The sequence below is a fragment of the Polyangium spumosum genome, from assembly GCF_009649845.1.
Lineage (GTDB): Bacteria > Myxococcota_A > Polyangia > Polyangiales > Polyangiaceae > Polyangium > Polyangium spumosum.
In genome coordinates, this window is record NZ_WJIE01000007.1 from 447,099 (window position 1) to 473,514 (window position 26,416).

At 69.4% G+C, this 26,416-nt stretch carries 21 protein-coding genes; 8 read left to right on the top strand and 13 right to left on the bottom strand.

Annotation, left to right across the window (positions count from 1 at the left end):
- Nucleotides 1-167: 167 nt before the first annotated feature.
- From GF068_RS26045 to GF068_RS26055, 3 genes are all read right to left on the bottom strand, one after another.
- A complete protein-coding gene (locus GF068_RS26045) occupies nucleotides 168-1,202 on the bottom strand; it encodes an SDR family NAD(P)-dependent oxidoreductase (protein ID WP_338046577.1) in 1,035 nt (344 codons plus the stop codon).
- A 78-nt stretch (nucleotides 1,203-1,280) separates the two neighbouring features.
- A complete protein-coding gene (locus GF068_RS26050; protein ID WP_153822145.1) occupies nucleotides 1,281-2,810 on the bottom strand; it encodes a mechanosensitive ion channel family protein in 1,530 nt (509 codons plus the stop codon).
- A 32-nt stretch (nucleotides 2,811-2,842) separates the two neighbouring features.
- The gene (locus tag GF068_RS26055) at nucleotides 2,843-3,394 is read right to left on the bottom strand and encodes a hypothetical protein (protein ID WP_153822146.1); all 552 of its coding nucleotides are present in this window, start codon (nucleotides 3,392-3,394) and stop codon (nucleotides 2,843-2,845) included.
- Nucleotides 3,395-3,466: 72 nt separating this feature from the next.
- Between GF068_RS26055 and GF068_RS26060 the strand changes: the two genes are divergently transcribed.
- Together GF068_RS26060 and GF068_RS26065 are read left to right on the top strand one after the other, a co-directional pair.
- A complete protein-coding gene (locus GF068_RS26060) occupies nucleotides 3,467-3,988 on the top strand; it encodes a hypothetical protein (protein ID WP_153822147.1) in 522 nt (173 codons plus the stop codon).
- A gap of 32 nt (nucleotides 3,989-4,020) precedes the next feature.
- Entirely contained in the window at nucleotides 4,021-6,372 is a 2,352-nt protein-coding gene (locus GF068_RS26065) for an ankyrin repeat domain-containing protein (RefSeq protein WP_153822148.1), read from the top strand.
- Here GF068_RS26065 and GF068_RS26070 read toward each other — a convergent pair.
- From GF068_RS26070 to GF068_RS26080, 3 genes are all read right to left on the bottom strand, one after another.
- A complete protein-coding gene (locus GF068_RS26070) occupies nucleotides 6,328-8,607 on the bottom strand; it encodes a UvrD-helicase domain-containing protein (protein ID WP_153822149.1) in 2,280 nt (759 codons plus the stop codon). The genes GF068_RS26065 and GF068_RS26070 overlap by 45 nt on opposite strands.
- Nucleotides 8,608-8,737: 130 nt before the next feature.
- A complete protein-coding gene (locus tag GF068_RS26075; protein ID WP_153822150.1) occupies nucleotides 8,738-10,045 on the bottom strand; it encodes a monooxygenase in 1,308 nt (435 codons plus the stop codon).
- A gap of 11 nt (nucleotides 10,046-10,056) precedes the next feature.
- On the bottom strand, nucleotides 10,057-10,689 hold the full coding sequence (locus GF068_RS26080) for a TetR family transcriptional regulator (protein WP_170319677.1): 633 nt from the start codon (nucleotides 10,687-10,689) through the stop codon (nucleotides 10,057-10,059).
- 84 nt (nucleotides 10,690-10,773) lie between these two features.
- Between GF068_RS26080 and GF068_RS26085 the strand changes: the two genes are divergently transcribed.
- Together GF068_RS26085 and GF068_RS26090 are read left to right on the top strand one after the other, a co-directional pair.
- On the top strand, nucleotides 10,774-11,553 hold the full coding sequence (locus GF068_RS26085; RefSeq protein WP_153822152.1) for an enoyl-CoA hydratase/isomerase family protein: 780 nt from the start codon (nucleotides 10,774-10,776) through the stop codon (nucleotides 11,551-11,553).
- A 123-nt stretch (nucleotides 11,554-11,676) separates the two neighbouring features.
- Nucleotides 11,677-12,186 carry a hypothetical protein gene (locus GF068_RS26090; RefSeq protein WP_153822153.1) on the top strand — a complete coding sequence of 170 codons (510 nt, stop codon included), beginning with the start codon at nucleotides 11,677-11,679 and terminating at the stop codon, nucleotides 12,184-12,186.
- 9 nt (nucleotides 12,187-12,195) lie between these two features.
- Here the strand turns inward: GF068_RS26090 and GF068_RS26095 are convergent, their stop codons facing one another.
- Nucleotides 12,196-13,386 carry a PAS domain-containing protein gene (locus tag GF068_RS26095; RefSeq protein ID WP_153822154.1) on the bottom strand — a complete coding sequence of 397 codons (1,191 nt, stop codon included), beginning with the start codon at nucleotides 13,384-13,386 and terminating at the stop codon, nucleotides 12,196-12,198.
- A gap of 90 nt (nucleotides 13,387-13,476) precedes the next feature.
- Nucleotides 13,477-15,216, bottom strand: a complete 1,740-nt coding sequence (locus GF068_RS26100) for an aldehyde dehydrogenase family protein (protein ID WP_153822155.1) — start codon at nucleotides 15,214-15,216, stop codon at nucleotides 13,477-13,479.
- 107 nt (nucleotides 15,217-15,323) lie between these two features.
- Here GF068_RS26100 and GF068_RS44380 point away from each other — a divergent pair, with 107 nt between their 5' ends.
- A complete protein-coding gene (locus GF068_RS44380) occupies nucleotides 15,324-16,463 on the top strand; it encodes a hypothetical protein (protein WP_206079554.1) in 1,140 nt (379 codons plus the stop codon).
- Here the strand turns inward: GF068_RS44380 and GF068_RS26110 are convergent, their stop codons facing one another.
- The 3 genes from GF068_RS26110 to GF068_RS26120 form a co-directional block, all read right to left on the bottom strand.
- The gene (locus GF068_RS26110) at nucleotides 16,464-17,168 is read right to left on the bottom strand and encodes a DUF6968 family protein (RefSeq protein WP_153822156.1); all 705 of its coding nucleotides are present in this window, start codon (nucleotides 17,166-17,168) and stop codon (nucleotides 16,464-16,466) included. It lies immediately after the preceding gene.
- A gap of 7 nt (nucleotides 17,169-17,175) precedes the next feature.
- Nucleotides 17,176-17,493 (bottom strand): hypothetical protein, encoded by a 318-nt coding sequence (locus tag GF068_RS26115; RefSeq protein ID WP_153822157.1) that lies wholly within the window; start codon nucleotides 17,491-17,493, stop codon nucleotides 17,176-17,178.
- Between the two features lie 136 nt (nucleotides 17,494-17,629).
- On the bottom strand, nucleotides 17,630-18,955 hold the full coding sequence (locus GF068_RS26120) for a hypothetical protein (protein ID WP_153822158.1): 1,326 nt from the start codon (nucleotides 18,953-18,955) through the stop codon (nucleotides 17,630-17,632).
- Nucleotides 18,956-19,149: 194 nt separating this feature from the next.
- Between GF068_RS26120 and GF068_RS26125 the strand changes: the two genes are divergently transcribed.
- Both GF068_RS26125 and GF068_RS26130 read left to right on the top strand, forming a co-directional pair.
- The gene (locus GF068_RS26125; RefSeq protein WP_153822159.1) at nucleotides 19,150-19,920 is read left to right on the top strand and encodes a hypothetical protein; all 771 of its coding nucleotides are present in this window, start codon (nucleotides 19,150-19,152) and stop codon (nucleotides 19,918-19,920) included.
- Nucleotides 19,921-20,234: 314 nt separating this feature from the next.
- On the top strand, nucleotides 20,235-21,077 hold the full coding sequence (locus tag GF068_RS26130; protein WP_153822160.1) for a hypothetical protein: 843 nt from the start codon (nucleotides 20,235-20,237) through the stop codon (nucleotides 21,075-21,077).
- A gap of 4 nt (nucleotides 21,078-21,081) precedes the next feature.
- Here the strand turns inward: GF068_RS26130 and GF068_RS26135 are convergent, their stop codons facing one another.
- Both GF068_RS26135 and GF068_RS26140 read right to left on the bottom strand, forming a co-directional pair.
- Nucleotides 21,082-21,903: a hypothetical protein gene (locus GF068_RS26135; RefSeq protein WP_153822161.1), complete on the bottom strand. Its 822-nt coding sequence runs from the start codon at nucleotides 21,901-21,903 to the stop codon at nucleotides 21,082-21,084.
- A 52-nt stretch (nucleotides 21,904-21,955) separates the two neighbouring features.
- Complete coding sequence (locus GF068_RS26140) at nucleotides 21,956-22,714, bottom strand: alpha/beta hydrolase (RefSeq protein ID WP_170319678.1); 759 nt, start codon at nucleotides 22,712-22,714, stop codon at nucleotides 21,956-21,958.
- Between the two features lie 59 nt (nucleotides 22,715-22,773).
- Here GF068_RS26140 and GF068_RS26145 point away from each other — a divergent pair, with 59 nt between their 5' ends.
- Nucleotides 22,774-26,211: a nitric oxide synthase oxygenase gene (locus tag GF068_RS26145; protein WP_153822163.1), complete on the top strand. Its 3,438-nt coding sequence runs from the start codon at nucleotides 22,774-22,776 to the stop codon at nucleotides 26,209-26,211.
- The last annotated feature ends 205 nt before the right edge of the window (nucleotides 26,212-26,416 follow it).

Below are 26,416 nucleotides of genomic sequence, written 5' to 3' on the forward strand. Positions count from 1 at the left end.
GAGCAAAAGGCTCGCCCGCGGGAGCAAACCGCTCGGACCACCGGAGCGAACCGCAACCCCGCAGGAACGATCCGCAAACCCGTAGGAACGATCCGCAAACCCGTAGGAGGGCAGGCGTGTGATGTGGCTCTCTTTACTCGGGTCGTGCGCCGAAGGTGCCCCGCCACCTAAACCGGCGGCTCCTCATTGTTCTCCCGCGCCGCCCGGTCCCCGAGCCCGAGCAGGAACGAGCCTGGCAACGTCGAGTTGATCTCCCGCCCCTTCCAGCGCTCGGGGCTGTGCCCCGGCGGCGGGAGCAGGCGCGCCATCGCCGTCGTGACCATCCCGAAGAGCCGCGGCGCCAGGCCGTGCAGGACCGGCAAGAGACGCCCCACGAGGCCGAGGTGCACCTCCCGCCGACCCTCCCGCGCCGCCCGGATGATCCGCCGCGCCGCGACCTCGGCGTCGATCGAGAGGAGCGGCAAGGACGAGAGCACGCTGAACCAGGCGAACTCCTCCCGCTGCCGGCCGAGGAACTCCGCATTGTAGAACGAGCCCGTCCGCATCGGCCCCGGCACCACCGTGGTGACCTTCGTTCCCCGCGCGCGGAGCTCGGCCGCGAGCCCCTCGGACAGGCCCACCATCGCGAACTTCGAGGCCGTGTAGCCGAGCATGTGCGGCAGCGGCACGCGCCCGCCGACCGAGGTCACGTTCACGATGCGCGCGTCCGCGCCGAGGTGCGGCAGCGCCGCGAACGTCGTATTCGCCGCGCTCCAGAAGTTCGAGCGCATCGCCTCGTCGAGCTTCGCCACGTCGAGCATGTCGAGCGGCGCCACCTGGATCACGCCCGCGTTGTTCACGAGCAGGTCGATCCGCCCGAAACGCGCGACGACGCTCTCGATGAAGGCCCTCGCCTCTTCCTCCTTGCCGAGGTCGCGCGCCTCGCCGAGCACGTCCGCGCCGTGACGGCTGAGCAGGAGGTGCATCGCCCGGCTCACCGCGCCCGCGTCCCGCCCACAGATGGCCACGTGGGCCCCCTGCCGGACGAGCTCCTCGGCCATGAGCAAGCCGAGCCCGCGGGATCCGCCGGTCACGACCGCGACCTTGCCCCGAAGGCTGATGGCGCGCGCCCGACGAGCGAGCCAGCCGAGCGACAATCCCAGCAATAAAAGACCGGCCAGCGCGGAGACCCGCGAAGAACGCCCGTGTAGAAATCGCGCCACGGCTCCCTCCCTTGGCTTTCGCAGGGGCAAACCGCATACCGCGGCGAACGGGCGCGCGGGCGCGAGCGTGAAGGGGGATCAGAGCTGGAAGAATTGCCGGATCTTGACGAGCAGCGCCGAGCTCTGCGCGTCGGCCTCGGCGCGCGTGCTGCGGGACATGGCGCGCGCGCTGAGGTTCTCCTCCAGGGCGAGCTGGCGATCGACGAGGGCGCGCGTGATCTGCTCGACGAGGCGCGGATCGCCGGCGAGCACCTCCTGGAAGGCGTCCTTGCCGACCACGACGAGCTCGCAGTCCGTGGTCGCTTTCACGGTGGCCGCGCGCCTCTCGCCGGTCATCAGGGACATTTCCCCGAAAAACTGCCCGGGGCCGAGCCGCGCGACCTCGGCGACGCTGCCGCCCTCGCCGCGGCCCACGAGCACCCCGAGATCACCTCGTTGCACGATGTAGAGCTCGCTGCCCGGATCCCCCTGACGGATGACGGCCTCGCCGGGCATGAAATGGCAGGTGCGCGAGAGCGAGGCGAGCCGCTCGAGCGAAGGCTCGGGCAGGGGCGCGAGGAAATCGACGGTCCGGAGCGCCGCTTTGCGGTGCGTGGCCTCCCGCCGCGCCTGCTCCGCGCGCGACTCCGCGGTCACCGCGTGCATTTCGACCGCGCGGCGCGGGACCGCAAGGGAGATGCCCGCGCGCTGGAGCGCGTACCAGACCCGGTGGCGGACGGTGGAGTCGATGCGGTCGCGCAGGGAGAAATCCTCGATGAAGTAGCCGACCTGATACTCGATGCCGCTCTCGTTGAAGCCGCGGGTCTGCGCGTTCGGCGCGGGCTGCGCGAGGATGCCGGGCACGTCGTGCACCGCCTCGAGCAGGGCCTCCTCGACGCGGCGCGGGGAGACGTCGTGGGGCGCCTGGACGATCACCAGGCGCCGCGCGATGTTCGTGGGCTTCGTGAAATTGCGGATCGTCGTCTTGGCGAGCACGCCGTTCGGGATGATGAGCTCGACCTGATCGAGCGTGAGCACGGTCGTCGCGCGCCAGTTGATCTCGACCACGCGGCCGATGAGCCGCGGATCGGGGTCGAGGCCGATCCAGTCGCCGACCTCGAACGGCCGCTGCGCCTGGATGGCGAGGCCGGCGAAGAGGTTGCCGAGCGTCTCCTGGAGCGAGAGGCCGATCACGGCCGTGAGCAGCGCGCTCGTCGTGAGCAAGGAGCCGGGCTCGACGCCGACCTCGCGCAGCACGATCGCGGCCGCGCCGAGGTAGACGAGCCCCTGGACGATGTCGCGGATGATCCGCGGCATCGGCTGCGCGAGGCGCGCGCCGATGAGCACGTCGACGACGAGCACGAAGATCGCGCGGGCCAGCGCGAAGAGCAGGAAAAACAGGCCGAGGACCTCGACCCCGCGGTCGATCTTGCCCTCGGGCAGCGGCAGCCGGACGAGCACGGTGAGGACGTGCAAGCCGAGGAGGACGATCGACGTCTTCAGCGTGCCCCGGCGCTCCGCTCTGGGCAGGGCGAGCGCGCAGAGGAGCAGCACCGCCGCGCCGACGCCGATACCGATCGCGCTTTGCCCGAGCTCCTGAAGCATGTCCTGTGGAGGTTCGGTGTTCATGTTGGCGAGGAATACCCGGTTCGGCGGCGCGCTCAGGGGCAACCCTGGCCCTGGCCGTCACAATCGTTGTAACAGGATTTGCAGACGAGGCAGATCGCGGTCTCGTTGTAGAGCTCGATCCCCTGCGGGAACGTCTGCAAGCACTTGTCGAAGCAGAGCTGATCCTGGCAGTTCGGGAGGCACTTCATGAGCCCGTCGCAATGCGGGCTCGCGACGCATTCGTTCCAGAGCGCGCTGCAATCCGCGTTGATCGAGCAGTCGATACAACCCCCGCAATCCCCCTGGCCGTCGCAGGCCATGGGGCCGGTCGAGACGCTGCTCACGACGCTCGGGCCGGGGCTCGGGCCCACCGAGACGCTGGGCTCGGGGCCGGGGCTCGGGCCCACCGAGACGCTGGGCTCGGGGCCGGGGCCCACGCTCGACACGCTGGGCCCGGGGCCCACGCTGGAGAGGGTCGTGCTCGATGGGCCCGTCCCTCCGGCGCCGCCCATCCCCTCGCCCGGGGTGTCCACGACGACCTTGGCGCCGCAGCCCGCGGTGAACACGAGCCCGAGGGCGGCCGAAAAAACGACGGCTGGCTTCATCGCGCGCAGCATACATCGGCGGGGCGCGGGCCCGCATCGATCTTTCGCTTCCCCCGAAGGCCACGTCGAGGCATGAATGGGGCGATGGGCGAGGCCCTCTCCCGTGTCCTGGACCCGACCGCGCTCGACGCCTGCGACAAGCCCCGCGGGCGGCTCGTGATCGAGGTCCCGCGCGGCTGGGCCGGCGCCGTGATCGAGGTCGTGATCCCGAAACGCGTCACGTGCGCGCGCTGCGACGGCGGCGGATGCGACGGATGCGGGCGCCGCGGAGGCCATCGTGTCCCGGGAGAAGACGAAGAGCGCCTCGTGCGTGTGCGGCTGCCCGCGGCGTTCGAGGGCGGCGTGGTGCTCCGGATCCTGCGGCCCTTCGGCGAGGACGGCGCGGGGATCGCGCAGCTCTTGATCGAGGCGCGCGCGGGCGAGGCCGCGAGCGTGGGCGTCACGTGGTGCGAGCCCGCCGCGCCCGAGGCGCCGAGCCGGGAGCCCGAGGCGCCTCGCGCCGCCGCTCTCTCGTTCGGCGCCGGAAGGGCCGCGACGGTCGTGACGATCGCGCTCGCGCTCGCCGCCCTCGTCGCGTTTGCCGTCGGGCGCTGACAGCCGCGCGGGGCGGCGTGTAGCATGGCGCCATGTCGCTCTTCGGCCGCGTCGCCGCATGGGCCCTCGTGGTGGGGCTGGCCTCGGCTTGTAACAAACCGGATCCCGAACCCGCGCCCGCCGCATCCGCGACCGCATCCGCGACGGCTTCCGCGCCCGCCTCCGTCGCCGCTTCCGCGGGCGAGGCGCCGCCCCGCCCTGCCCCGCCTCCCCCACCCCCGCCGAAACAGCACGAGGATCCGCGGCAGGTCCTCGCGCACATCCAGGGGAACCTCGAGCGCCTGGCCGCCGGGGAAAAGGTCGCGAAATGGCCCGCCGGCGGGGAGCCGCATCCATTCGAAGGGCTGGTCGAGGCGTACCAGGCCGTCCTCGCGGGGGAGACGAGCGCGGCGGACAAGCTCGCCGCGGTCGCGAAGGAAGCACGATCGCAGCTCGAGGGACGGCTGCGCGCCGCGGAGCTCAGCCTCGACAAACCAAAACCGGGCGACGCCGCCGATTACGCGCGCAAGGTCTCGGCGATCGCCGCGGCGAAGGCCGAGGGGCCCGAGGGGACGATGATCCGGCTCGTGGCCACGATGCGGCTCGTCGACGCCGCGCTCGTCCTCGCGAGCGCGGAGGACTACAGGAACGCGGAATACGATCTGTTCAAGCGCTCGGACGCGTATACCCGCACGGAGCGCGAGCGGTTCCGCGAGGGCGACTGGCTGCGCCTGCCTTGCCGCACGTTGCTCGGGCGGCGCAGCCTCGTCGAGGCGGCCGCAAAGCGCCTCGACAAGGCCGCGGGCCCGCTGCTCTCCTGCCCGACGCCGAGGGGAAAGGAGCGTGATTTCGACTTGATGGAGCGCTTCGTGAAGGACCCGGGCGCGGTCGTGGCGGAGGTGCTGCCCGAGGCGACCGAAGCGCCGAAGAAGGAAGAACCCGCCGCGCCCGAGCCGACGGCGCCTCCCGAGCCCTGGGATCTCCGCGCCGCCATCCTCTTCATGGGCGAAAAACCCGACGCCGCCTCGAAACCGCTCGAAGCGGCGGCCAAGAAGAGCACGGTGGGGAAACTCGATCACGCGTTGTTCCTGCACGCGCTCCGGCCCCAATCGGCGGCGCGCGACGAGAACATCAAGAAGCTGCTCGGCGAGGTCGAGAAGGCCAGCGTGGCCGCGGCGAAAAAAAACGACGACACGTTCCTCCTGGAGGACGCGTCGATCGATCGGCGCGTGTACGACGGCACGGACGAGAGCCTGCTCGGGATCGTCCGGGTCGCCTCCGCGAGCGGCGCCGCGAACACGGCGTCGGCCTTTTATGCGATCCCCTGCGCCGTGCTGCTCGCCCGGCCGAAGCTGCTCGAATCGACGACGCCGCTCTTCGGCGGAAACCGCGACAATTTTCTCCCGCGCTCGGGGTGCGCCTGGGGCCGCGGCTTCGTGCGGGGTTTTCCCGATCGAGAGCTCGAGGCGTACACGCAGGCGAGCGAGGAGGCCGACGGCCATTTTTACGTGAACCACGGCGGCTCGCTCCGCTTCGGCCTCGCCGCCGCGCTGAAGGCGAAGGAGGAGGCTATGCGGATCGATCCGAAGAGCCTGCTGCGTATCCCCACGCCGCCCACGACCTGGCCCTACGAGACCTGGTCGTACATGACGCCCGAGAGCCGCGCCATGTACGGCCGGCTGAAGAGGCTCGCCGAGGACCTCAGGACCAAGCTCGTGGCCCACGACAAGACCCGCGGCCTCGACGAGAAGCAGGCGAACGAAGCCGCCCACGTGGGCCTGTTCCAGGTCGTCTGGGGCGCCGCGTGTGGCGACGCGGCGCCGCCCCGCTCCTTGCGCAAGCTCGTCGTCGACGGGGCGAAGCCGGAAGAGATACGAGCGTTCCTTCAGGCCAGCGAACACGAAAAGGCGGTTCTCGAGCCGTTCCGCGCCTGCGCGAAGCACACGGGCATGGATCCGCTCGTGCACATGGCGGTGCTGAACGCCGCGGCGCTGCCGATCCTCTGGGAGATGAAGGTGGATCCGGCCAGGGCCGAGGAGCTCGACCTCGTGGTCGATCCGAACGCGCCGAACCATTTCGGAAAAACCCCGCTCATGGCGGCCGCGCAGCACGACCGCCTGGACGCCGCGCGCCGCCTCCTGAAGCGCGGCGCGGTCGTGCAACGGGCGACGTTCCAGCCGTACGAGCCGAAGCTCGCGCACGACGCGCGCACGCCGCTCATGTACGCAGCCGCGCGCGGGTCGCTGCCGATGATCCGGCTGCTGCTCGACGCGGGCGGGGACAAGTACGCGGCCGATACGAAGGGACGGATCCCCCTGCATTACCTGCTCGGCCACGGGCCGGTGCGGCCGAACCCGAACCTATCGCCGGCGGACCTCGCGGAGGCGGCGAAGCTCCTCTTCTGAAGGCAGGATCGGCGAAGGCTCCCCCGGCGACACGATCCACACCCGCCGCATCGCGCGCGTCACGGCCACGTGGAGCGCACGCCGATGTTCGGGTCCGTCGGGCCAAACGACTCCGTTCGCGTCCGGGATGATCACGTAATCGAACTCGAGCCCCTTCACCTCGGACACCTCGGTCACCTCGATCCCCGGCCCGAACGAAAAATCCCCGTCCTGCACCAGGCGGCACGGCATGCCGCGGGAGACGGCCTCGTGCACGGCCCGCGCCGAATGCTCGTCGCGCGTGATGATGGCCACGGAGGCATACGGATCATCGGCGCGCAATCGCCGCAGACCCTCGCATAACACCGCCGCCGCGTGCCCCTCGCCCGGCACGACCGTGCAGAGGACGGGCGCGCCCTCGCGTGGCGCGCGCGGCACCTCGGCGGGCGCGTCCGCGCCGAGAATGGCGTGGGCAAACTCCACGATGGGCCGCGGCGATCGGTAGGACGTCTCCAGGAACGCCGGCTCGCTTTTCACGGAGAGCGCCTCCATCACGGCCTCCCACGAGCGGAAATGGCCCGAGCGATCGATCCGCTGCGCCGCGTCCCCGGCCACGGTCACGCTGCCCTCCGGATCGAGCGCGCGCCCGATCACGCGGAGCTCGATCGGCGCGAGCTCCTGCGCCTCGTCGAGCACGATGTGCGCGTAACGAGACAGCGCCCCGGCCTTGGTCGCGCTCGCCCCCGTCCGGCGAAAGAGCCATTCGAACAGGATCGCATAATCCTCCACGTCCACCGTGCCCGCCGCCTCCTCGGGCGTGCCGGCGTCGAGCGTCTTCCCGTCGAGCGTGGCGAGGCGGCCCGCGTCCACGTGCGCATGCGCCTCCTCGCTCGTCATCGCGAGCTGCTGCTTCGTGTGCGCCGCGACTTGCTCCGCGATCCCGGCGGGAAGATCCCCCTCCGCGGCCTCGACCACGCGCGCGAGCAGCGCCCGATCCCCCACGAGCCTCCGGTGGCCCGCGCGCACGCGCGGCAGTTTGTCCTGCTCCTCCTTCAGCGCCTCGCGCAAGAGCCGCCCCTTCTCGCCGGGTGTTTCTTGCGCCAAACCCGCCTCGAGGGCCCGCAGCCGGTCCCGGAGGATCGGCTCCGCCCGCGCTTCGAGCGCCCTCCGCAGCGCGCCGCGAAAACCGAGCAGGCGGTCGAGCTTCCGCGCGACGGCGCTCGTGTCCTCGTCGAGGAGCCTGTCCATCGCCGCGAAGAGCGCCGGGTGGCGCTTCAGGCGGCTCGCCGCGAAGGGCGGATCCGGCGGCTCGTTCCGGGGCAACCACGAGAACACGCGGCGCGCCTCGGCGCGGATCCAGTCCTCGAACGTGCTCACCACGACGCCCTCCACGGCGAGGCCTTCGAGGATCCGCTCGGACAAACGGCGGAGCCCCGGCTCGGGGACGAGCACGAGCGTCCGTTTGGCGGGAAAGACCTGCGGAGAACGCCGCACGAGCGCCGCCACGCGATGGAGCGCCACCGTGGTCTTCCCCGATCCCGCCGAGCCGAGCACGAGCAGCGGCGCGCGTGGCTCCCGATCGACGAGGGCCCGCTGCTCGGCGTCGAGCGTGATGAACGGATTCCGCGTCTCCGGCGTTCGCCGCGGGGACGTGGGATCCACGAGCGTGGGGGCGAGGGCGCGTGATTCGAAGCGCCACGTGTCCCCCTCGCGGAGGAGCACGCCGCCCGGGACGGTGATACTCGCGAGCGCGCCGCCCTCGAACGAGAGGAGCCGCCGCTCCTCGACGACGCCCTCGATCGTCCGACCGTCCACCTCGATCTCGTATTCCTCGCCCTCCTCGCACGCGAAAAACACCTCCGCGATCGGGGCTCTTCGCCACTCCACGACCGTCACGCCGCGCTTCGCGTCGAGCATTGGCGCCGGGCCGAGCAGCACGTCGCGGGAGCGGCCCGCGACGCGGACGCGCAGATGCGCGAAATAAGGCGCCGCCGGATCCGGGAGCCGGCCTTCACGCGCCCGCTCCATCCGCGCGCGCACCTCGTGCATTTGCGCGAGCAGCGCGGGCCTGTCCTCCTCGCCGGCCGCGCGCCATTCGTCCCGGAGCGCGCGCAGCTCCTCGCCGTCCGGCTTCGCGCCGCGGCGAAGGCCTCTTGCCTCCGCGAGGGCCTCGCGCGTCCGCGCGAGGAGCGCGAGCTCCTCGGCGACGACGGAAGCGGGTTCGCTGGAAATGGACCGATTGCCCGTACCTTCCATGCTCCCTCCCGCCGCGTGACAAAAGGGTCACGGGCGAGGCGGAAACTACGGGCTGGGCCCCTTTCCAGCAAGACTTGAAAGGGAGAATGTTTTTGCTAAGATGTATGGCGTTGGTGAGGGGGACGATTCATCACTCGCTGACGTAGACGGTGCCGAGGCACATCTCGTCGTTCGTCCCCTCGCCCCAGTTGATGTCGTACATCTCGGGGTTGTCCCAGCTACACTTCAGATGCATCTGGTCGCCCGGCTCGAAGCGGGTGGGCGTCTTCAGCCGGTACGAGCCTTGCCAGTGGAAATCCCAGGCCGGGATGTCGACGAGGCACTGCTCGGCGGCGTCACGCACGATACGCAGAGACCCGCTCTTGCCGCGCGTATGCATGTGCAACCCGCCGAGGTAGATGTCGACGGGCGCATTCGACGGAAGGGCGCCGCCCGTGGCCATGTTCAAGAACGGCGTCGGATCCGCCTGGACCTCGTGGACGACGTCGCTCGTGTGCGCCGGGATCGTCATCGTCTGCTGCGTCACCCACGACAGCTTCGTGAACGGCATGATCGCGGCCTTCTTCGCGACCGTCTTGTCCGTGCGCACGAGGAGCTTCGTCTGGTCGGGGACCGCCGCCGCCGTCGACGTGTTGTAATGCATCTGCACGATGAGCTTCGACCCCGGGGGAATCTCGATCCCCGTGCCCTCCGGATAATCGCTGCCCACGCTGCCGGGCACCCACGCGCCGACCCAGCCCGCGGCCGAAGGCCCGCCGCCGGGGCCGCCGTAACACGTCCAGCCGACGCCCGGCTCGGCGTCGTCGAGCGCCTGGAACTCGGCGACCTTGTCGGGCTTGGCGACGAACGCGATCACGTGATGCACGATCGGCACGTGCCCCGGCTCGACGCCCAGGCCGGTGATGTATTGCGTCTCCTGCGCGGGCCAGTCGATGAAGAAGCAATGGTAATCGTCGGGCGAGACCTTCGGCGTGTACGCCTCGGGGATGGGCAACTCGAGATCGACGCGCGAGAGGCTCAGCGAGGTGTCCTCCACGGCCACGGGCGCGTCCGCCGGGTTGCCCTCCGGCGCGCCGTCGGCGACCCAGCGCGAGATCAGGTCGATCTGCTCGTCCGTGAGGGATCGATCCCCGAGGTAATCGTTGCAATCGCTGTCCGCTGGCCAGGGCGGCATCGTCTTCGCCACGACCGCGGCCTCCACGGCCCCTCGCGCGGCGGCCACCTCTTCGTAGGTCGTGAGCGCGAAGGGCCCGATGCCCCCCTCGACGTGGCAGTTGCCGCATTTCGTATCGACGAGCGGCTTCACGTCGCGGTAATACGTCGGCGCCTCCGCCGCGGGCGTGCCCGGCCCGCCGCTGCTCCCGCCATTCGTGCAACCCGCGGTCGCCCCGAGCAAGACGAGCACGCACGTGATCCGGACGCCGTCGAAAGCAAGCATGGTCTCCTCCTCTATCGATTCTCGTGATCCCGCGCCGCGCGGGCGAGCATCCCTTCGAGCTCGAGCCGCACGGCGCCGGTCGCCTCGTCCACCGAGAGCTCCTGGTTCCTCCGGAGCTCCTCCCACATCGCAAAACTCGCCGCCGCCGCGAGGCCCCCGAGCAACGTGGCCCGCGCCTCCTCCGGCGCCGCCTCGATCTCGCGCCGGAAGACCGCGCCGATCGCCGCCCTGTGCAGCCGCGTAGCCTCGCGGAGCTGGCCCGCGACGAACGCCGAGTCGTGCGCGAAATGCAGGCCGGCGCGGCGCACGGGCGCGATCTGCTCGTGAAACCGTCCCAGCCCCTCGGCCACGCTCCGCGCCCGCTCCGCCGCCGTCCCCTCCTCGGAGAGCTTCGGCCAGATCGCCATGACCGTCTCCATGCGGCGCCGAACCGCGCACGAGAGCAGGTCGTCGAGGTCCGCGAAATGGTTGAAGAGCGCCCGCCGCGAGACCCCCGCGCGCTCGGCGATCTGCTCGGCCGAGGGCCGCAAGACGCCCTCCGAGAGCAGCCCGAGCAGCGCCTCCACGATCGCCTCCCGCGTACGCTCGGCGCGCGCGTGACGCCCATCGGTCTGCGTCTGCGGAAGTGCGGCCGCGCGTCTCACGAGGGCGACTCTACCTATCTGCACTCTGAGTGCAACATCTATTTTGCACGGCGAGTGCAGATTGTCCCGTGTTAGAGGGCTCGCATGCCCGACGTCCACCTCGAACGCGACGGCGCCGTCGCCACGCTCGTCCTCGACGATACGCGCCGAAAAAACGCCATGAGCCCCGAGCTCGGAGACGCCCTCGCCGCGCGGGTGCGGGAGGTCGCGCGAGACGCCTCGGTGCGCGCCGTCGTGCTCTCGGGCGCGGGGGACGCGTTCTCCGCGGGCGGCGACCTCGCCATGCTCGAGCGCCTGCGCGCCGCGAGCTTCGCGGAGGCGCGGGCCTTCATGCTCGGGTTTTACGCCCGGTATCTGTCGATCACGGAGCTCGACGTCCCCGTGGTCGCGGCCGTGCGGGGGCCGGCGATCGGCGCGGGGCTCTGCGTCGCGCTCGCCTGTGACCTCGTGATCGTCGACGAGGACAGCCGGCTCGCCCTGAATTTCGCCTCGCTCGGCCTGCACCCCGGCATGGGCGCGACGTACCTCGCGCCGCGACGCGCGGGCCCCGAGCGCGCCGCCGAGCTCCTCCTCACCGGACGCCGCTTCACGGGCCGCGACGCCGCCGCGTGGGGCATGGCCCTCGAAGCGGTCCCCGCCGAACACGTGCGCCCCCGCGCCGCGGAGCTCGCGGCCCAGATCGCCGGAAACGCCCCGCTCGTGGTCCGCGCGCTGAAAAAATCCCTCGGCCTCGACCGCGCCGCGCTCGCCGCTGCCCTCGACCGCGAGGCCTACGAGCAGGCCGTGAGTTATGCGAGCGAGGACCTCGGCGAGGGGTTACGCGCCGCGAGCGAGAAACGAAGACCCGCCTTTTCGGGCCGCTGATTCCGGCTTCTCCACGCGATTCGCCCCCGCACCGCAGGGACGGCCGCGGTCTTGCATGGCCCTTTGGCAATGCCACCGGACGGAACAGCGGTTCCGCTCCATTCGACAAGGGGGGACGATATCATGAAACGTACGCTGGGAGCGGCCCTCGCCGCGCTCGCGGGCGCCGTCATCGCGCTCGGCTCGGGCGAGGCGGCAGCCATGAACCTCTCCATCGACGACGCGACGATCGACGAGGTCGGCGACCTTTCGCTCGACATCTCCGAGATCTTCATGCCCCCGCGCACCGAGGTCCGGTACATCGGATATGCCCGCGCCGTGGCCACGTTCGTGTGCGTCAATCAGCGAGGCCGGCCCCTCGGAGGCCTCCACAACGAGCGCCGGGTGATCATGCCCATCGACGACGAGCTGCTCGCCCGCGCCGATTTTCGCGGCAATGTGCGCGCGACGCTCACGCTGAGCATCCAGGACCACATCCCCGAAATCAACTGCCCGGCCCGCACCTACGCGCAGCTCGCCCGCATCGTGTACACGAACATCCTCGTCCAGCGCCCGGGCGTGTTCACCACGGGGCGCGACGTCGCGCGGGAGTTCATTCCCACCGTGCGGCTCCGCCTCGACCGCGGGCGCTGACGATCCTCTTCAACGTGGCCGCGCGCCCGGGCGGGCGGCGGGCACGCGCATGCTGGCCCGCAGCGCGGCCCGCAGGTCCGGCCACGTGCGCGCGCCCCCGAGGTCGGCCGAGAGCGCGACGAGGATCTGCGCCACCCTCGGCTGCATCCCGGAGAGCGCGCCGTGCGCGCCGAGCAACTGCACCGCGCGCAGGATCCGCACGAGGTGCTCGGCCGCGGCGGCGTCCACCTCCTCCACGGCCGTGAGGTCGATGATCACGTGCTGGCTCTGCGTCCGCACCACGGCCTCGAGCAACCCTTGCATGATCCGCTCGGCGCGCTGATCGTCGAGCACGCCCACCACGGGCAGCGTCAAGACGCCGTCCCAGACCTCGATGATCGGGAGCGAGAGGTGCTGAATTTGCTCCTTTTGCTCCTCGATCACGCGCAGCTTCTCCTCGAGCTCCTGGACCGCCACCATCCGCGCGGTCACGTCGGTGACGAACCCCTCGAGCGCGACGATGGCCCCCGACGCGTCGTACACGCCGCGGCCGTGCTCCTCCATCCACCGCACCTCGCCCGATTTCTGGATGAAGCGATACTTGAGCTTGTAAGGCGCGCGCGCGTCGAGCGCGGCCTCCATCTCGGACCACACGCGCGCGCTGTCCTCCGCGTGCACGAGATCGGCGACGGAGACCGCGTTCTCGGCGAGCATCTCGTCGACCGTGTACCCGGTGATGAGCTCGCAGCCCGCGCTCGTGAACTCCATGGTCCACCGCGCGTCGTTGCGGCACCGATACACCATGCCCGGCAGGTTACCGAGCAACGTGCCGAGGAACCGCTCCCGCTCCCGCGCCTCCGCCTCGGCGCGCCAGAGCGCCGTCACGTCGTGCGCGACCACCCGGAACAGCCGCTCCTCGGGGAACGAGACGCCGCGCCATTCGAGCCAGCGTAGCTCCCCCTCGGGGCGCGTGATCGGCAGCGCGAAGGAGAGCACGTCCTCCGTCGCCCCGCGGGCGAGCGCGGCCAGGGCCTCCGCGCGGGCCTCGGGCGCGAAGAGCACCGCGAGCCCCGCGGCCCGGAGCTCGTCCTCGCCGCGCCCGACGGCCTGGCAAAACGCCCCGTTGGCGGAGAGGATCGCGCCGTCGAAATCAACGTCGAGGCACGGAGCGGACTGGAACCGAAAAAAACGGTCGGCGAGCGGATCTCGATTCGTCGTCATGGAAAACGCTGGTGGCTCCGACGGTCATCGAACCGCGCTGGTGACGTAAGGTCAAGAGCGACGATACAAAATGCGACGGCCCCAAAAGCGTCAACCGCGTAACGCTGCCATTGCGACGCCCGGGAGACGGCCCCACCCGGGTCTCGCGTAATACCGCAGGAGCCGCTCCGCCGTGACGGCCATGTTGCGGTGGTCGTAGAAGTACGGCGGCCGCGGGAACGTCGTCAGCGGGCCGCGGAGCACGGCCTTCTCGATGCGGCCGAGCATCACCGTGTTGTGGACGAAGCCCATGCCGCTCTTCACGTCGGCGAGGGTCACGCTCGGGTGCCCGCCCCAGGGCGCGGTGACCGTCCCGTAGACCAGGGCGGGCCAGTGATTCACCGCGACCGCCCCATAACGGAGCTCGTCGATGGCGCGCTCGAGGGCGGCGCCCACGGCGGGGTCGTCCTCGAGAATACTCGGACAAACGATCGACGCCGAGAGCGTGCCCCAGAGCGTGTCGTTGCAGAAGCGCGTCGCCGCGGCGAGGAACTCGGCCGGATCGTCCGAGCCGACCGACACCTCGCTCACGATGCCGCAGAAGGGCTCGGTGGAGAAGAGCGGCTCGTCCACGTTTGCGGCGTCGAGCCCGGTGATCAGCGTCCAGGGCAGGGCACCTTCGCCCGTCTCGCCCACGAACCGCACGAGATCGTGCCCCTTCACGAGCGCGGCGTGCCGCTCCTCGGCGCCCGGGTAATACGCCTTCCGCGGGCGCGCCTCGCCGAGGGCCCGCTGCAATTTGTCGAGGAACAGGTCCCGCTGCGCCCAGCCGCGGGCGAGCACCAGCATCTTGGCCGCGTTGCAGTTGAACGAGGCGTTGTTGACGATCTGCGTGGCCACGCTGCGCGCCTGGAACCAGAGCTCGTCCTCGGCGTAGAGGTAAGGCACGACGAGGACGGGGCTCACGTTGCCGAGCTCCGAGGTGATGGGCTTCTTCAGGACGGGATCGTTCGCGGCGCGCCGGGTCTCCTGCTCCGCCCCCGGCTTGCCCCACACGATGACGTCGTGCGTCCGCTGCGAGCCCGTCACGTGCACGTGCGAGACCATCCGATGCGCGGCGAGGTAGCTGCCGACCTCCGGCCCGCCGTGCACGATCCGGACGAAGCCCCGCGAGACGAGCGGCGCGAGCATGTCCTCCAGGATCGGACCGAGGTAGGCGTTCACCGGGCTCGTCTTCAGGATCACGACGCGCCCCTCGTTGAAGAGCGTGTGCAGGGTATCCATCGGCCCGATGCTCGCGACGTTGCCGGCGCCGAGCACGAGCGAGACGCCACCCTCGGGGTCGGCTTGCCGGTAAAACGTGGCCTGTTCGGCGCGGACGTCGCGGGGACGAACGCCACGCTCGAGGTGGACGTCGCAGGTGAAGCCCGAGAGAAGCGCGCCGTCCGAGCCTCGCATGGGGAAGACGCGGACCTTGGCGCGGCCGTCCTCGCGCTCGCGGACGGCGCGGAAGGGCAGCCTGGGCGCGCCGCGCGCAGCGATCTGGTCGAGGGCGTCGGCGAGGGCGGCGACGTTACTCGCGATGGTGCAGGGGCCGGCGAGCCACTCCTCGCCGGCGAGGGGGGCGGCGGGGTCGATGCCTTTTTCGAGGCAGCTCGCCTGGACCATTCGCAGGGCGGCGGCCTCGACGCGCGGCAGGACCTCTTCGCGGAGGATGCGGGCCTTGTCGCGCGGGGGCATCCGGGCGAAGGGGCGGGCGTTATCGCCGAGCTCGGCGAGGGCGCGGTCGAGATCGTTGTGGCTGGGCTCCACGCGGGGCGGAGGGAGGTCTTCGGCGACGCTGACGCTCATGGGGGGTCGGGAGGGTAGCCCAGGCGGCGCCGGGATTCGACCCGAACATGCCTGAGCGCGCTCGTCCCCGTGGCGCGCGGGGCTTTGCTCCGGTACATTCGCGGACGATGGCACGTCGTACTTCGCCCTGGATCTTGCTTGCCACGTTCGCCACGGCGCTCAGCGTGACCGAGACCGCGCCCGCGCAGCAGCCTGCGCCTCCCGCGACGGCGGCGCCCACCGCGGCCCCGCCCGCGCCGCCGCCGCCGCAGGCGCAGCCGCCGCAGCCGGGACAACCGCCGCCGCAGGCGCAGCCGCCGCAGGGCACGCCGCCGCAGCAGCCCGCGTATCCCCCGCAGCAGCCGGGGTATCCGCAGCAGCAACCGGGATATCCGCAGCAATACCCGCAGGGGTATCCGCAGCAACAGCCGGGTTACCCGCAGCAGCAACCTGGATATCCGCAACAATATCCGCAGGGGTATCCGCAGCAACAGCCGGGCTACCCGCAGCAGCAACCGGGCTACCCGGAGCAGCAGCCGGGTTACCCGCAGCAGCAGCCGGGTTACCCGCAGCAGCAGCCGGGGTATCCGCAGCAGCAGCCGGGGTATCCGCAACAATATCCGCAGGGGTACCCGCAGGGATATCCGCAGGGGTACCCGCAGGGGTATCCGCCGCCGCCCGGGTATCCTGCGGTCGCGGGCGCGGGCACGGGTCCGACGCCGCCGCCGCCGCCGCCGCCTCCGAAATGCTGCCGCTGGTCGGCCCGGGTGAACCCGTTCGACCTTCTCTTCCGGCGCCTGAGCTTCGAGGCGGAGGTGGCCGTGTGGGGCCCGATCGCGCTGCAGATCTCTCCGACGTGGATCTGGGGTTCACCGACGGAGAACCTCGACGCGAGCGGCTGGGCGCTGGCGGGCAACGTGGGCGTCTACTTCGAGGGCAAAGCGCTACGTGGCTTCTGGCTGAAGGGCCACGTGGGTTACGAGAGCTTCGACGCGACGGTGACGCACCCGCAGCTCTCGAACGTGACCGCGACGCAAAACGTGAGCTCGATGATCCTGGGCGCGATGATCGGCAATACGACGATCTTCACGCGCGACGGCGGCTTCTCGCTCTCCGGCGGCATCGGCATCGGCGTGGCCTTGGCCGACCCGGTGACGATCATCGCCGAATCGAAGGACCCACGGTTCCAGAGCGTCGGGGTGACGTTTTACGATAAAGAAGGGGCGATCCAGATTTTGGGGACGTTTGGGCTCGGGGTGACGTTCTGATCAGGGTGGGGTGAAGTCGGGCATGTTCGAGACTTTGCTCGGCTCCATCCCGTAGGCTCGACCCACCTTGTACGGGAGAAATTCGAGGCCCCAGAGCTCGTGCGACGCTGGGGCTTTCCAGCCTTCTGGGATCATGGTCTCGTAGGTCGCGCGTGCCATCGCGAGGCCGTCGAGGAGCGCCTCGATGAAATCCTCCCCGACGCCATGACGAACGGGCTCGTTTTCGGCTGAGTCGAACGCGAAAGCGCATCTCCACGTCCCGTCATCCGCGCGGACGGGCTCATACACGGTGAGGACGAGCTCGCGCACGCCGTCGGTCTCATCGGGTTGGCCGAGGGTTCGGGTCGCGAGGACCAAAAGGTCGCCGGGATTCGGCTCGACCGGAGGGAGAGCGGGAGGCTGGTACGACGCCGGCTTCTCGACGAATTGTGGCAAACCGGCGTGGCTCATCCCGCGCCAGCTCGACCGGTCCTCCGTGGGATGCTCGATGTAGCTGCGAGCGACCGTGAGGCAAGCGAGGAGCGCCTGGATGGAATCGACGCCCCGCGCGTGGAGGGTCTTCTGGTTGGGGGGCGGGCTGAATTGAAAGGCGCACTCCCAGTCATCCTGGTCGGTCTTGCGTGGGGCGAAGACGGTCAGGGAGACGTCCTTCACGACGCCGCTGTCGTCGCGGTACTGGAGGATGCGGGTGGCCAGGACGTCCATTCGGACCTCACTCCGCGTACGGAATCTTCTTCATGCAATCGGCGAGCTTCCTGCTGCACTCCGCGTAGCAGCGAGCGCCGAGCTTCCCCCTCGTGCACCAATCACGACATGCCTCGAACAACGTCTCGCACTCCTGCACGCGACGCTCGCGCTCCTCCTCGCTGATTCTGTTCGTCTGGATGGTGTCGCTCCCGCAGAGCCCAGGCTCATTCGTCCCGGCATCGGTCGTCGTCAAGGACGCCTGCTGGACGTCGATCGTCGACGAGGCGATGCCGAGCGAGCTGTACAGAAAAAGCGCACCGAGCCCCAAGATCAGCTTGGCCATGATCTCCCTCGCTGCTGCGCTCTCCGGTGCGCAGCGGTGGCACGCTAAAGGGAGGGATGGCCGAAGTCTAGAAAGTAACACGCTGTCGTCGTTCGACAGGTAGACGCGCGGTTCCGGCGTTGAGACTCGTGACGGCCTACTTCTTCCTGTCCCGAGCTTTACCGTTGACGCTTGCATCCATCTCGATTTCGCCCTCACCAAGCCGGATCTTGTTTACGCGGGTCAAGAAAGTCGCAAAGTCATCGACAGGATGTTTGACGGAGTCCCCCGATTGGAGGTCGAACAGATTCTTCGTCATGACCTGAATTACCGCATCGGGAACCGTCCCCTGCTTCTCATCCTGGTACTCGAATAACATCTCTGCGAACCAACTTGCGCGAGCCATGTCGAACTGGAGCACTTGATTTCGCGTCTCCAGATCGGCGTGTCGAGCCAGCCATGCGTTCGAGAAGCGCATGAAGTACAGCGCATTGAGCGCAAAAATCAGTATGCCGCTGGAGAACGGCGCAAGCGCCAGGAACCCGAGCTCTCCGTGCTTGAGCATCAGATAAACACCGAAGCCCGCGAGAGATGCCCCAAAGAGCGCAACGACGCCGCAGACAATGCGAATCGGCCAGATCTTGCCACTCGTCTCCCTCGAAAGCTCCACTTTCTTTTGCTCGCCGAGCGCCTTCTTGAGCTCCTGAAAGATCTCTCTACGAACGTGTGTACTGCGACGGTCGTCGAGTTTTTTCTTCTCCGCCTCGAACGCGGCACGCTCGTCTTGCAGCTTCGTTCGTTCGGTGTCGATCTCGGCGTGAGCCTTAGCTCGTTCCTCGTGTATCTCTGCGTGCAGCCTTGTCCGCTCCGACGCGATCTCTTCGCGCAGCTTCGCATGCTCGGCATGAACCTTCTCGGTGACTTGCTTGTCGATGGCCGCAACACTGGCGAGGAAGTGCTCGAGTCCCTCCTTCGTCGCGGCCCGGAGATCGATTGCCGAGTCGGTAAGGCGCCGTGTCACTTCCGACAAGAGTTCATGCGGAGCTGCCTGCCGGATTGCCACATCCGTCTGGAGCCGCTTTGCTGATGGAACAGCTTGATAGTGGGTCCCCACATTGTCAATCATGGCCATCATCTGCGTTATATCGCGAACTTGACCATGCAATGTCACCTTATCGTACAACGCCTCCCGCGCCAGAGTAAACACCAATTCGTTGTGACTAGATGCCAGGTAAATGACAGTGGTCTTCAGTTCACCGAGAGAAGACGTTTGCAACCACCCCAGTTGCACACGCAACCTTTCGAGCCCCAAGACAGCCTTTACATCATTCGGCTTGACGTTCTGTACGGGAACTTCAGCAACGCCTGCCGATGTGGTGATCGAAATCCGACTGATCCCATGCACGTGTGGGAGTCCGAGCGCAACACGAATCGCTTTCTCGATAGCCTCGCTGGCGGATTGTTTTTCTATGTAGAGTTCCACGGTTCAACGCCCCTTCGCCCCAACGGCGGCCTTCTACCCCACGGATACACGCAGCCGCACGGTTTGCCAAGTTCAGTCGGGACCGGGGGCCCGACGATGAACTTCCCGTCCCCCTCCGGCTCGACCACCTCATCGCCAAGGCTCCCCCATCTTCCCCCTTCCCCCCGCCCGCCCCCTGTGTTAAGCGCCCCCACATGTCCCCCTCCCCCCTCGACCCCGCCATTTACGCCCGCGCCCCGGTCATGACCGTGGAAGGTGCGATCACCTTGTCCCGCGTCGTCGCGGACGCCTGTCCCAAGACCATGTCTTCCTCCGTGAAGAAGGGCGCCAAGCGCCTCGTCGATACCGCCGAGGCTGCGCAGGTCGCATATACGGCGCGCAAGAAGGCGCTCACCCGGGGAAGCGACGAGGATTCGCGGCCCGTCGACCGAGCCGGGGACAATTCATGGAGCGCGCTGCGCGCTCGCATCCAGGCGTATACGCTGCTCCCCGAGGCCACCTATCCCGACGCGCGGCGCGCGGCCGATATCCTCGCCGAGCTCTTCGGCGAGGCCGGGCTCTCGTTCTTGACCGAGTCCTATCCCGAGCAATATGCCATCGCCGAGTCCGTCCTCCGGCGCATCGACGGCGAGGGGTTCGCGACCGATATCGAGCGGATCGCGGGCAAGGAGTTCCTCGACAACGTGCGCACGCAGCACGTCGCTTATGGCAAGATGGTCGCGAGCATGCTCCAGCGCGAGGCCGCGCTCGCCGAGGACCTCGGCGCGCACGTGCGGGCCATGGGCGAGGCGCTCGTCGATTACGCGACGAGGGTGCTCGCCACGGTGGAGCGAGATGAACCGGAGACGATCACGCGGGCCCGCAAGGCGCTACGCCCGATCGACGCGTTCCGGGAGGCCACGCAGAAGCGACCTTCGGGTGGAAACGCGATCGAACAGGCCGAAGGGTCTCCCGAGAACGGCTGAAACCGGGTTCGCGGAGGCCGATCGGCCTGTCCGAAGGCCCTTGCGAGGCGCGCGAAGAGGCCGGGAGGCCTTCGAAACAGCGGTTCAACGGCGTTTTCGGAGGCCGGGAGGTCTCGACGGCGCGGGTTCGAGGGCCTCTCAGGAAGCCTCCCGGCCTAGAAAGCACGGCTTCGAAGGCGTCGCGGAAGGCCAGGAGGGCTCCGGAACGAGGTTGGAAGGGGACACGAAGAGGCCGATCGGTCTGTTTCGAGGTGGTTTCAACCTGATCCGGGAGGTCGTTGGGCTTTCCGGATCACACTTTCAGGGGGGTACTCATGACCCATCACGACCCGACATCGCCACCGACAGACCTCCTCTGGCTTCGCCGCCTCTTCACGGCCTTCGCCCTGCTCGGCCTCTACCTCGCCGTCCGCGCCTTCCGATCCCCTGACCAATGGCCCGCGGGCCCGCACTTCGACATGCTGTACACCCTCGTGCTCCTGCCGCTCGTCGGGGGTGCGTGCGTGGCGGCGTATCGAGGTCACTTCCGCACGTTCATCCTGCTCGCCCTCGCAGATCGAGCGATCAGCGCCTTCGGCGCGCTCTTGTATTTCCTCAGAATGGCCCTGCCCAGCTCGATGTTCCATTCGAGCAAGCACCCCGATTACCTCGCCTGGAACCTCCTCGGCGCCTCCCTCTCGGCGGCCCTCCTCGTCTACCTGTCCCGCAAATACCCGCCGGACGTCCAGGCCCTCTCGACCCGAGCCCGCGTGCCCGGCGCCCTCCGCCTGCTCCAAGGGGGATTCCTCCTCGGGGCCGCGGCCATCACGATCGATATCGCGCCCGACCTCGGGAGGCACGTGACCGAGGAGAGTCCGCACGGGCATTCATGTCACTGGTTCTTCGCCCAGGCGCTGGTGATGGCTCTGCTGGCCTCTGCCTTCGTGGCGGGCATGCGGAGAAAGTGGGCGACCTTCGTCTCGCTCGGCTTCGTCGGCTCGACGCTCACGGCCTTCTACAACATCACCCACCTGATCATGGACAGCTTCCAGGACGAGATGCTGGGCACGGCGTACGACCCGGTCTACCTCTCCCGCAACCTGCCCGTCTTCGCCTTCGCGCTCTTCTCCGTCGTCTACCTCGCCCGCCGCTTCCCGCCCCGCCTGCCCTCGGCCTGACCTCTCAAAACAGAATCCGCCCCCCCGAAATCCGCACCCCCGTCGATTTCGGCGTCGCTTGCACCAGCTTGATCTCCGTCTTGTTCAGCAGCACGAGCGTGATCCCCGTCGCCACCAGCGCCGCGCCCACGCCGAGCGTGACGAATCCGCCTGTCGTGAGGGACTTGTTTTCCCCCTGCGTCACCTTTCCCTCCCCCGATAACGTCGCGCCGTCGGCACCGTAGCCGATGCCCAGCATGATCGCCCCGCCGATCATCGCCGCGCCGCCGAAGCCGCCGAACAAGAAGCCGAGCTGCCGGCCCAGGAAGCTCCCGCCGTCCACGTGCGCCACCACGTCGCCGCCCACGTCCGACAGGAAGAAGCTCCGCGACGGCACCATTCCGTCGCCGCCAAAGAAAAAGACCCGCTTCTGACGGCCGTCCACGATTTGATCACAAGGCGCCTCGCACGCCGTCCGCACGAGGATCCCCTCGCCCTCCCGGTCCGAGACCACCCCGTCGATCCGTAACAGCTTCACCCCCGGCCGGTCGGCCTCGATGTGTATCCGCGGCGTGCCTTTGCCGGGCGCCTCCACGGCCGGCTCTTTCGCCGGCTCCGCGGCCGGCGGCGTCCCCTCGGGTTTGGCGATGGCCGACGGCGGCGCCGTGGGCTCGGCGGCCTCGGGCACCTGCGGGTCCGGCGGCGCTTCTTGCCCCGGCACGGGTGGCGTGGGCGGCGCGCCCGGCGGCTGGGTCGGGCCGTCCTGCGGGCCCGGGATGGCCTGGGCAAACGCCGGCGCCACGAACGCATGAACGACGAGGACCGAGACGAGGCAGAACGAACGCATGGGGCTCTCCGATACCGGCGAAGGCCGCCCCCCGCAAGAGGAAATATGCGCCCTACCGCCGCCACTTCCGGCCGAACAGGAATCGTATCGCGCCGGGCGCCCGGCGCCGCCAGCTCTTTTCGTCGTGGGCGCCTCGCTTTGCTGCGACGAACTTCAGCGAAGACGCGTCATAACCACGCCGGGCGAATGTCTCCGCCAGCCGCTCGGCCGCTCGGAGCAGGCCACCGCCCGCCTCCTGCGCGCCCGCGTCGAGGTAGATGCGCGAGGCGCGCGGCCGCGGGTGCCCGTCGAGCCAGCCGAAAAGCGCACCTTGCCCGATCTGCAACGACGGCGACATGCTCATCACCAGGCCGAATCGATCGGGCGCGCGGTGGTGCACGTAAAGCGCCGCGAGCCCGCCCATCGAGCTGCCGCCCACGCCCGTGTCGAGAGGATCCGTCGAGACGCCGAAGTGGTGCTCGATATGCGGGCCGAGCCCGCCCCGCATCCAGTCGAGCAAGAGCTCGAGCCGCCCCGCCCCGCCGTGCGTCGGGAAGGGCGAGAGCTCGTCGATGCGCTCGTGCCCGCCATGATCGATGCCCACGATCACCGGCACCCGCTCGCCCCGCGCCGCGAGCCGCCCCGCCACCTCGTGCAGGTGCCAGCCGCCGGCGAACGAAGGTTCGTCGTGGAAGAGGTTCTGCCCGTCGAAGAGGTAAAACACGGGCGGCTTCGCCGTCCCCCGTCGCGGCGGGACGTATACGCGCACATGACGCGCCGAGAGGCCGGGGACGTGGAACGGACCGAGCAGATGCACGACGGGTTCGGACATGGGGGAGGTCGCGCGTGTTGTCCCACATTTCTGGCGGTCTTGCGAGGTCATACGCATGCATGGTAAAACCCGCAATGATGACCCACGAGATCGAGAGCTTGATTCGCGAGGCCGGGCTGCTGGAGGGCCTCGGGCAGGACGCGGCGGACGCCCTGCTCGAGCGGACCGTCGTCCAGCGCTACGAATCGGGCGCGCAGATCGTGCGGGAGGGCGAGATCGGGGACGCGGCGTTCGTCCTCGTGGAGGGTATTTGCCAGGTCTTCGGCGCGAGGCCGGGCGGGGGCGTCATCCGCCTGGCGCGCCTCGAGCCGGGGGCGCTCTTCGGCGAGCAGGCCCTGCTCGGCCGGGCGGGCGGGCGCAGGGCGGCCACCGTACGCGCGACGGGACCCGTCGCGGTGGCGCGTATCGCCGCCCAGGATTTCCGTAATGCCCTGCCGCCCGACCACCCCCGCCGCGAGGCCCTCGTGCGCCTCGGCGAGGAGCAGCTCCGCGATCGGCTCGTGCAGCAATCGAGCCTCTTCCGCACATTACGCGCCCTCGGCGGCGAACACGGCGGCCTCGACGCCGAGCTCGTCACCTACGAGCGCGGCGAGGCGCTCTTTTATCAGGGCGAGCCCGCCGACGCCGTGTACGTCGTCGTCTCCGGCGCCGTCGGCGTGTATGTCGACAAGGACGGGCGCCCGCAGCTCCTCACCCGCGTCGAGGCCGGCCATTGTGTCGGCGAGCGAGGCCTCCTGCGCCGCGAGTCCCGCGCGGCCACCGCCGTCGTCGAGGATCCGGTCACGGCCTTTCGAATCCCGGGGGATCGATTCCTCGCCCTCCTCGAGCGGTCGCCCGAGCTCCGCGAATACCTCGACAGCCTGGAGAGCGTCTACGAGCTGCCCCACCGCGGCTTCGTCACCATCTTCGCGGGCAGGTTCCTCGGCAAACCCTGCATCACCTCCCTCTACCACCTGCCCCGCGGCCGCCACGCCCTCGCCTCCCACGTCCCCGGCGAGGAGCTGCACCACCTCACCGTCAGCGAGCCGGGGCTCGAAGGCCCGCACGACGAGCGCGGCAAACACAGGTTCGTCGACGCGCGCCGCGGGCTCGAGCGCGAGATCGTGGTCACGCCCGACGACGGCCGCATCCTCTCGTTCACCGCCCGCGGCGACTGGGTCGATCTCCCGAAGCTTTATGCCCTCGCCCTCGAAGGTGGCTCCCTCTCGCCCTGGCAATGCGCCGCGTTCTCCGAGACGGGCTCCATCGACCTCGAATCACCGCCCTCGCTCGTGCCCGACGACGAGATCGTCTGCACCTGCCTGCGCGTGCGCAGGCGCGACCTGCGCCGCGCCATCCTCGCCGGCTGCAATACACCCGAGGCGATCCGCGACAAGACCCGCGCCGGCAGCGCGTGCGGCGCGTGCCTTCCCCGCATCGCCGACATGCTCGGCAAGAGCGCCTGGACCGCGGCCGAGATCGTCTCCACCGTCGACGTTTGCCCCGGCGTACGCGCCTTCCGCCTCGTCCCCCGGGGCGGCGCGCCGATCCCCGCCGAGCCCGGCCAGCACATCGTCATCCAGGCCGAGATCGACGGGCGCTTCATCGAGCGACCCTATACCCTCTCGGCGCCCACCACGAGCGGCCATTACGAGATCACCGTCAAGCGCCTCCAGGGCGGCGTGTTCACGACCTGGCTCTTCGAGCGCCGCCCCGAGGACGCCCTCATCCGCGTCTCCGCGCCCGGGGGCCATTTCACCCTGCCGCGGAACGATCGCCCCGTCGTCTACCTCGTCGCCGGCATCGGCGTCACGCCCGCGATCGCCGCGGTCCGGGCGATCCGCGAGGAGGGCGCGAGCCGCCGCGTCCACGTCGATTATTCGGCCCACAGCCCCGCGTCGGCTCCTTATGCCGACGAGCTCCACGCGCTCGCCGCCGCTTGCCCGAACGTCACGGCGCGTATTCGTTTCACCGAGGTCTGGGGCCGGCTCGGAAAGGACGAGCTCGCCTCGCTCGTCGAGGCCCACCCCGACGCCGAGTGGTTCCTCTGCGGCCCGATCCCTTATCTGCGCGCGATGAGCCAGCTCCTGCTCGAGCAAGGCGTGCTCGACACGCACCTGCACATCGAGGAGTTCATCGCGGGCAGCGTCGTCGTCGCCCAGCCCGGCCGCAGGCCCTCGTTGCTCGCGCCTCCGATGAGCGCTCCGCCCGTCCCCCTCTCACCCTCGTTCCCCACGAGCCTACTCCCGAAGGCCCCGCCGCCCGTCGCCATCACGTATGCCCCGAGCTCGCCCGCGCGCCCGGCCGCGCCCGCCGCCGCGGAGAAGCCACGCGCCGAGGGGGGTTGTCCCTTCGCGCACGGCACGCACCGCGAGGATGGCCTCGGCGTCATTCCGCCGATCGTCGCCGGGCAGGACAGCAGCGTCGCCGAGGAGGCGCGCGCCTACCTCGCCCAGTTTTACCGGGAAAAGGGGGCGCCTCGGGCCTTCGCGGTGCGGTGGGTCGAGGTCGCGGCCGAGCTCGAGCGCACGGGCACCTACGTCCAGACCTACGACGAGCTCTCCTTCGGCGCCAAGCTCGCCTGGCGCAACTCCACCCGCTGCGTCGGCCGCCTCTTCTGGTCCGGCCTCGAGGTGCGCGACATGCGCCACCTGAAGGACGAAGACGAGATCCTCTCGGCCCTGGTCGAGCACATCGAGCTCGCCACGCACGGGGGAAACCTGCGCGCCATGATGACCGTGCTCGCCCCCGCGGACCGCGCCGGCGAGGGGCCACGCGTGTGGAATGGCCAGCTCCTGCGATATGCGGGCTACCCGAACCCCGACGGCACCGTGACGGGGGATCCGATGAACGTCGAGCTCACCAGGAAGGCGCTCGAGCTCGGCTGGAAAGGCGGACCACGCACGCGCTTCGACCTCCTGCCGCTGATCGTAAAACTCCCCGGGCGGGCGCCTCGGTGGAAGGAGATCCCGCGGCGTGTCGTGCGGGAGGTGCCGCTCGTGCACCCCGACCTCCCCTGGTTCGCCTCCCTCGGCTTGAAATGGTACGCGCTGCCGGCCGTCGCCGAGCTCCTGCTCGACCTCGGCGGCGTGAAGTACACGGCCGCGCCTTTCAACGGCTGGTACATGGCGACCGAGATCGGCGCCCGCAACTTCAGCGATCCGCATCGGTACAACATGCTGCCGGTGATCGCCGACAGGCTCGGCCTCGACACCCAGCGCGCCTCTTCCTTGTGGCGGGATCGGGCGCAGGTCGAGCTCACGCGCGCCGTCGTGCACTCGTTCGAACGCGCGGGCGTCAAGATCGTCGACCACCACACGGCCTCGGAGGACTTCCTGCAGTTCGCGCAGGCCGAAGAGGGCGTGGGGCGCTGCGTGCACATGCGCTGGAGCTGGATCGTCCCGCCCATCGGCAGCAGCGCGACGTCCGTCTTCCACATGGACGAGGACCACCACCCCGACATCTCGCTCAAGCCGAACCTCTTCTATCAGCCGAAGCCGTGGGCGACGCCGGCCTGATCCTCCGCCCTCGCGTAGGCACGATTCCCACGCGGACACGTGTCATCTCGCTGGCGGCGCATACAAACCGGCAAGGTTTTGACGCGGATGCGGGCAGCCCTACGAAAATGCCAATGCCATGGCTCCGTTTTTCCGTCGGATTGTTGCTTTCGCGTGTCGAGACACACTATGCAAAACATAAAAAATCGGTAGTCTGTCTGCTGAG

Coding starts and splice junctions, on each gene's coding strand:
- GF068_RS26050 (WP_153822145.1), bottom strand. CDS start 2,810: ATGAACACCGAACCTCCACAGGACATGCTTCAGGAGCTCGGGCAAAGC.
- GF068_RS26055 (WP_153822146.1), bottom strand. CDS start 3,394: ATGAAGCCAGCCGTCGTTTTTTCGGCCGCCCTCGGGCTCGTGTTCACC.
- GF068_RS26060 (WP_153822147.1), top strand. CDS start 3,467: ATGAATGGGGCGATGGGCGAGGCCCTCTCCCGTGTCCTGGACCCGACC.
- GF068_RS26065 (WP_153822148.1), top strand. CDS start 4,021: ATGTCGCTCTTCGGCCGCGTCGCCGCATGGGCCCTCGTGGTGGGGCTG.
- GF068_RS26070 (WP_153822149.1), bottom strand. CDS start 8,607: ATGGAAGGTACGGGCAATCGGTCCATTTCCAGCGAACCCGCTTCCGTC.
- GF068_RS26075 (WP_153822150.1), bottom strand. CDS start 10,045: ATGCTTGCTTTCGACGGCGTCCGGATCACGTGCGTGCTCGTCTTGCTC.
- GF068_RS26085 (WP_153822152.1), top strand. CDS start 10,774: ATGCCCGACGTCCACCTCGAACGCGACGGCGCCGTCGCCACGCTCGTC.
- GF068_RS26090 (WP_153822153.1), top strand. CDS start 11,677: ATGAAACGTACGCTGGGAGCGGCCCTCGCCGCGCTCGCGGGCGCCGTC.
- GF068_RS26095 (WP_153822154.1), bottom strand. CDS start 13,386: ATGACGACGAATCGAGATCCGCTCGCCGACCGTTTTTTTCGGTTCCAG.
- GF068_RS26100 (WP_153822155.1), bottom strand. CDS start 15,216: ATGAGCGTCAGCGTCGCCGAAGACCTCCCTCCGCCCCGCGTGGAGCCC.
- GF068_RS44380 (WP_206079554.1), top strand. CDS start 15,324: ATGGCACGTCGTACTTCGCCCTGGATCTTGCTTGCCACGTTCGCCACG.
- GF068_RS26110 (WP_153822156.1), bottom strand. CDS start 17,168: ATGGACGTCCTGGCCACCCGCATCCTCCAGTACCGCGACGACAGCGGC.
- GF068_RS26115 (WP_153822157.1), bottom strand. CDS start 17,493: ATGGCCAAGCTGATCTTGGGGCTCGGTGCGCTTTTTCTGTACAGCTCG.
- GF068_RS26125 (WP_153822159.1), top strand. CDS start 19,150: ATGTCCCCCTCCCCCCTCGACCCCGCCATTTACGCCCGCGCCCCGGTC.
- GF068_RS26130 (WP_153822160.1), top strand. CDS start 20,235: ATGACCCATCACGACCCGACATCGCCACCGACAGACCTCCTCTGGCTT.
- GF068_RS26135 (WP_153822161.1), bottom strand. CDS start 21,903: ATGCGTTCGTTCTGCCTCGTCTCGGTCCTCGTCGTTCATGCGTTCGTG.
- GF068_RS26140 (WP_170319678.1), bottom strand. CDS start 22,714: ATGTCCGAACCCGTCGTGCATCTGCTCGGTCCGTTCCACGTCCCCGGC.
- GF068_RS26145 (WP_153822163.1), top strand. CDS start 22,774: ATGGTAAAACCCGCAATGATGACCCACGAGATCGAGAGCTTGATTCGC.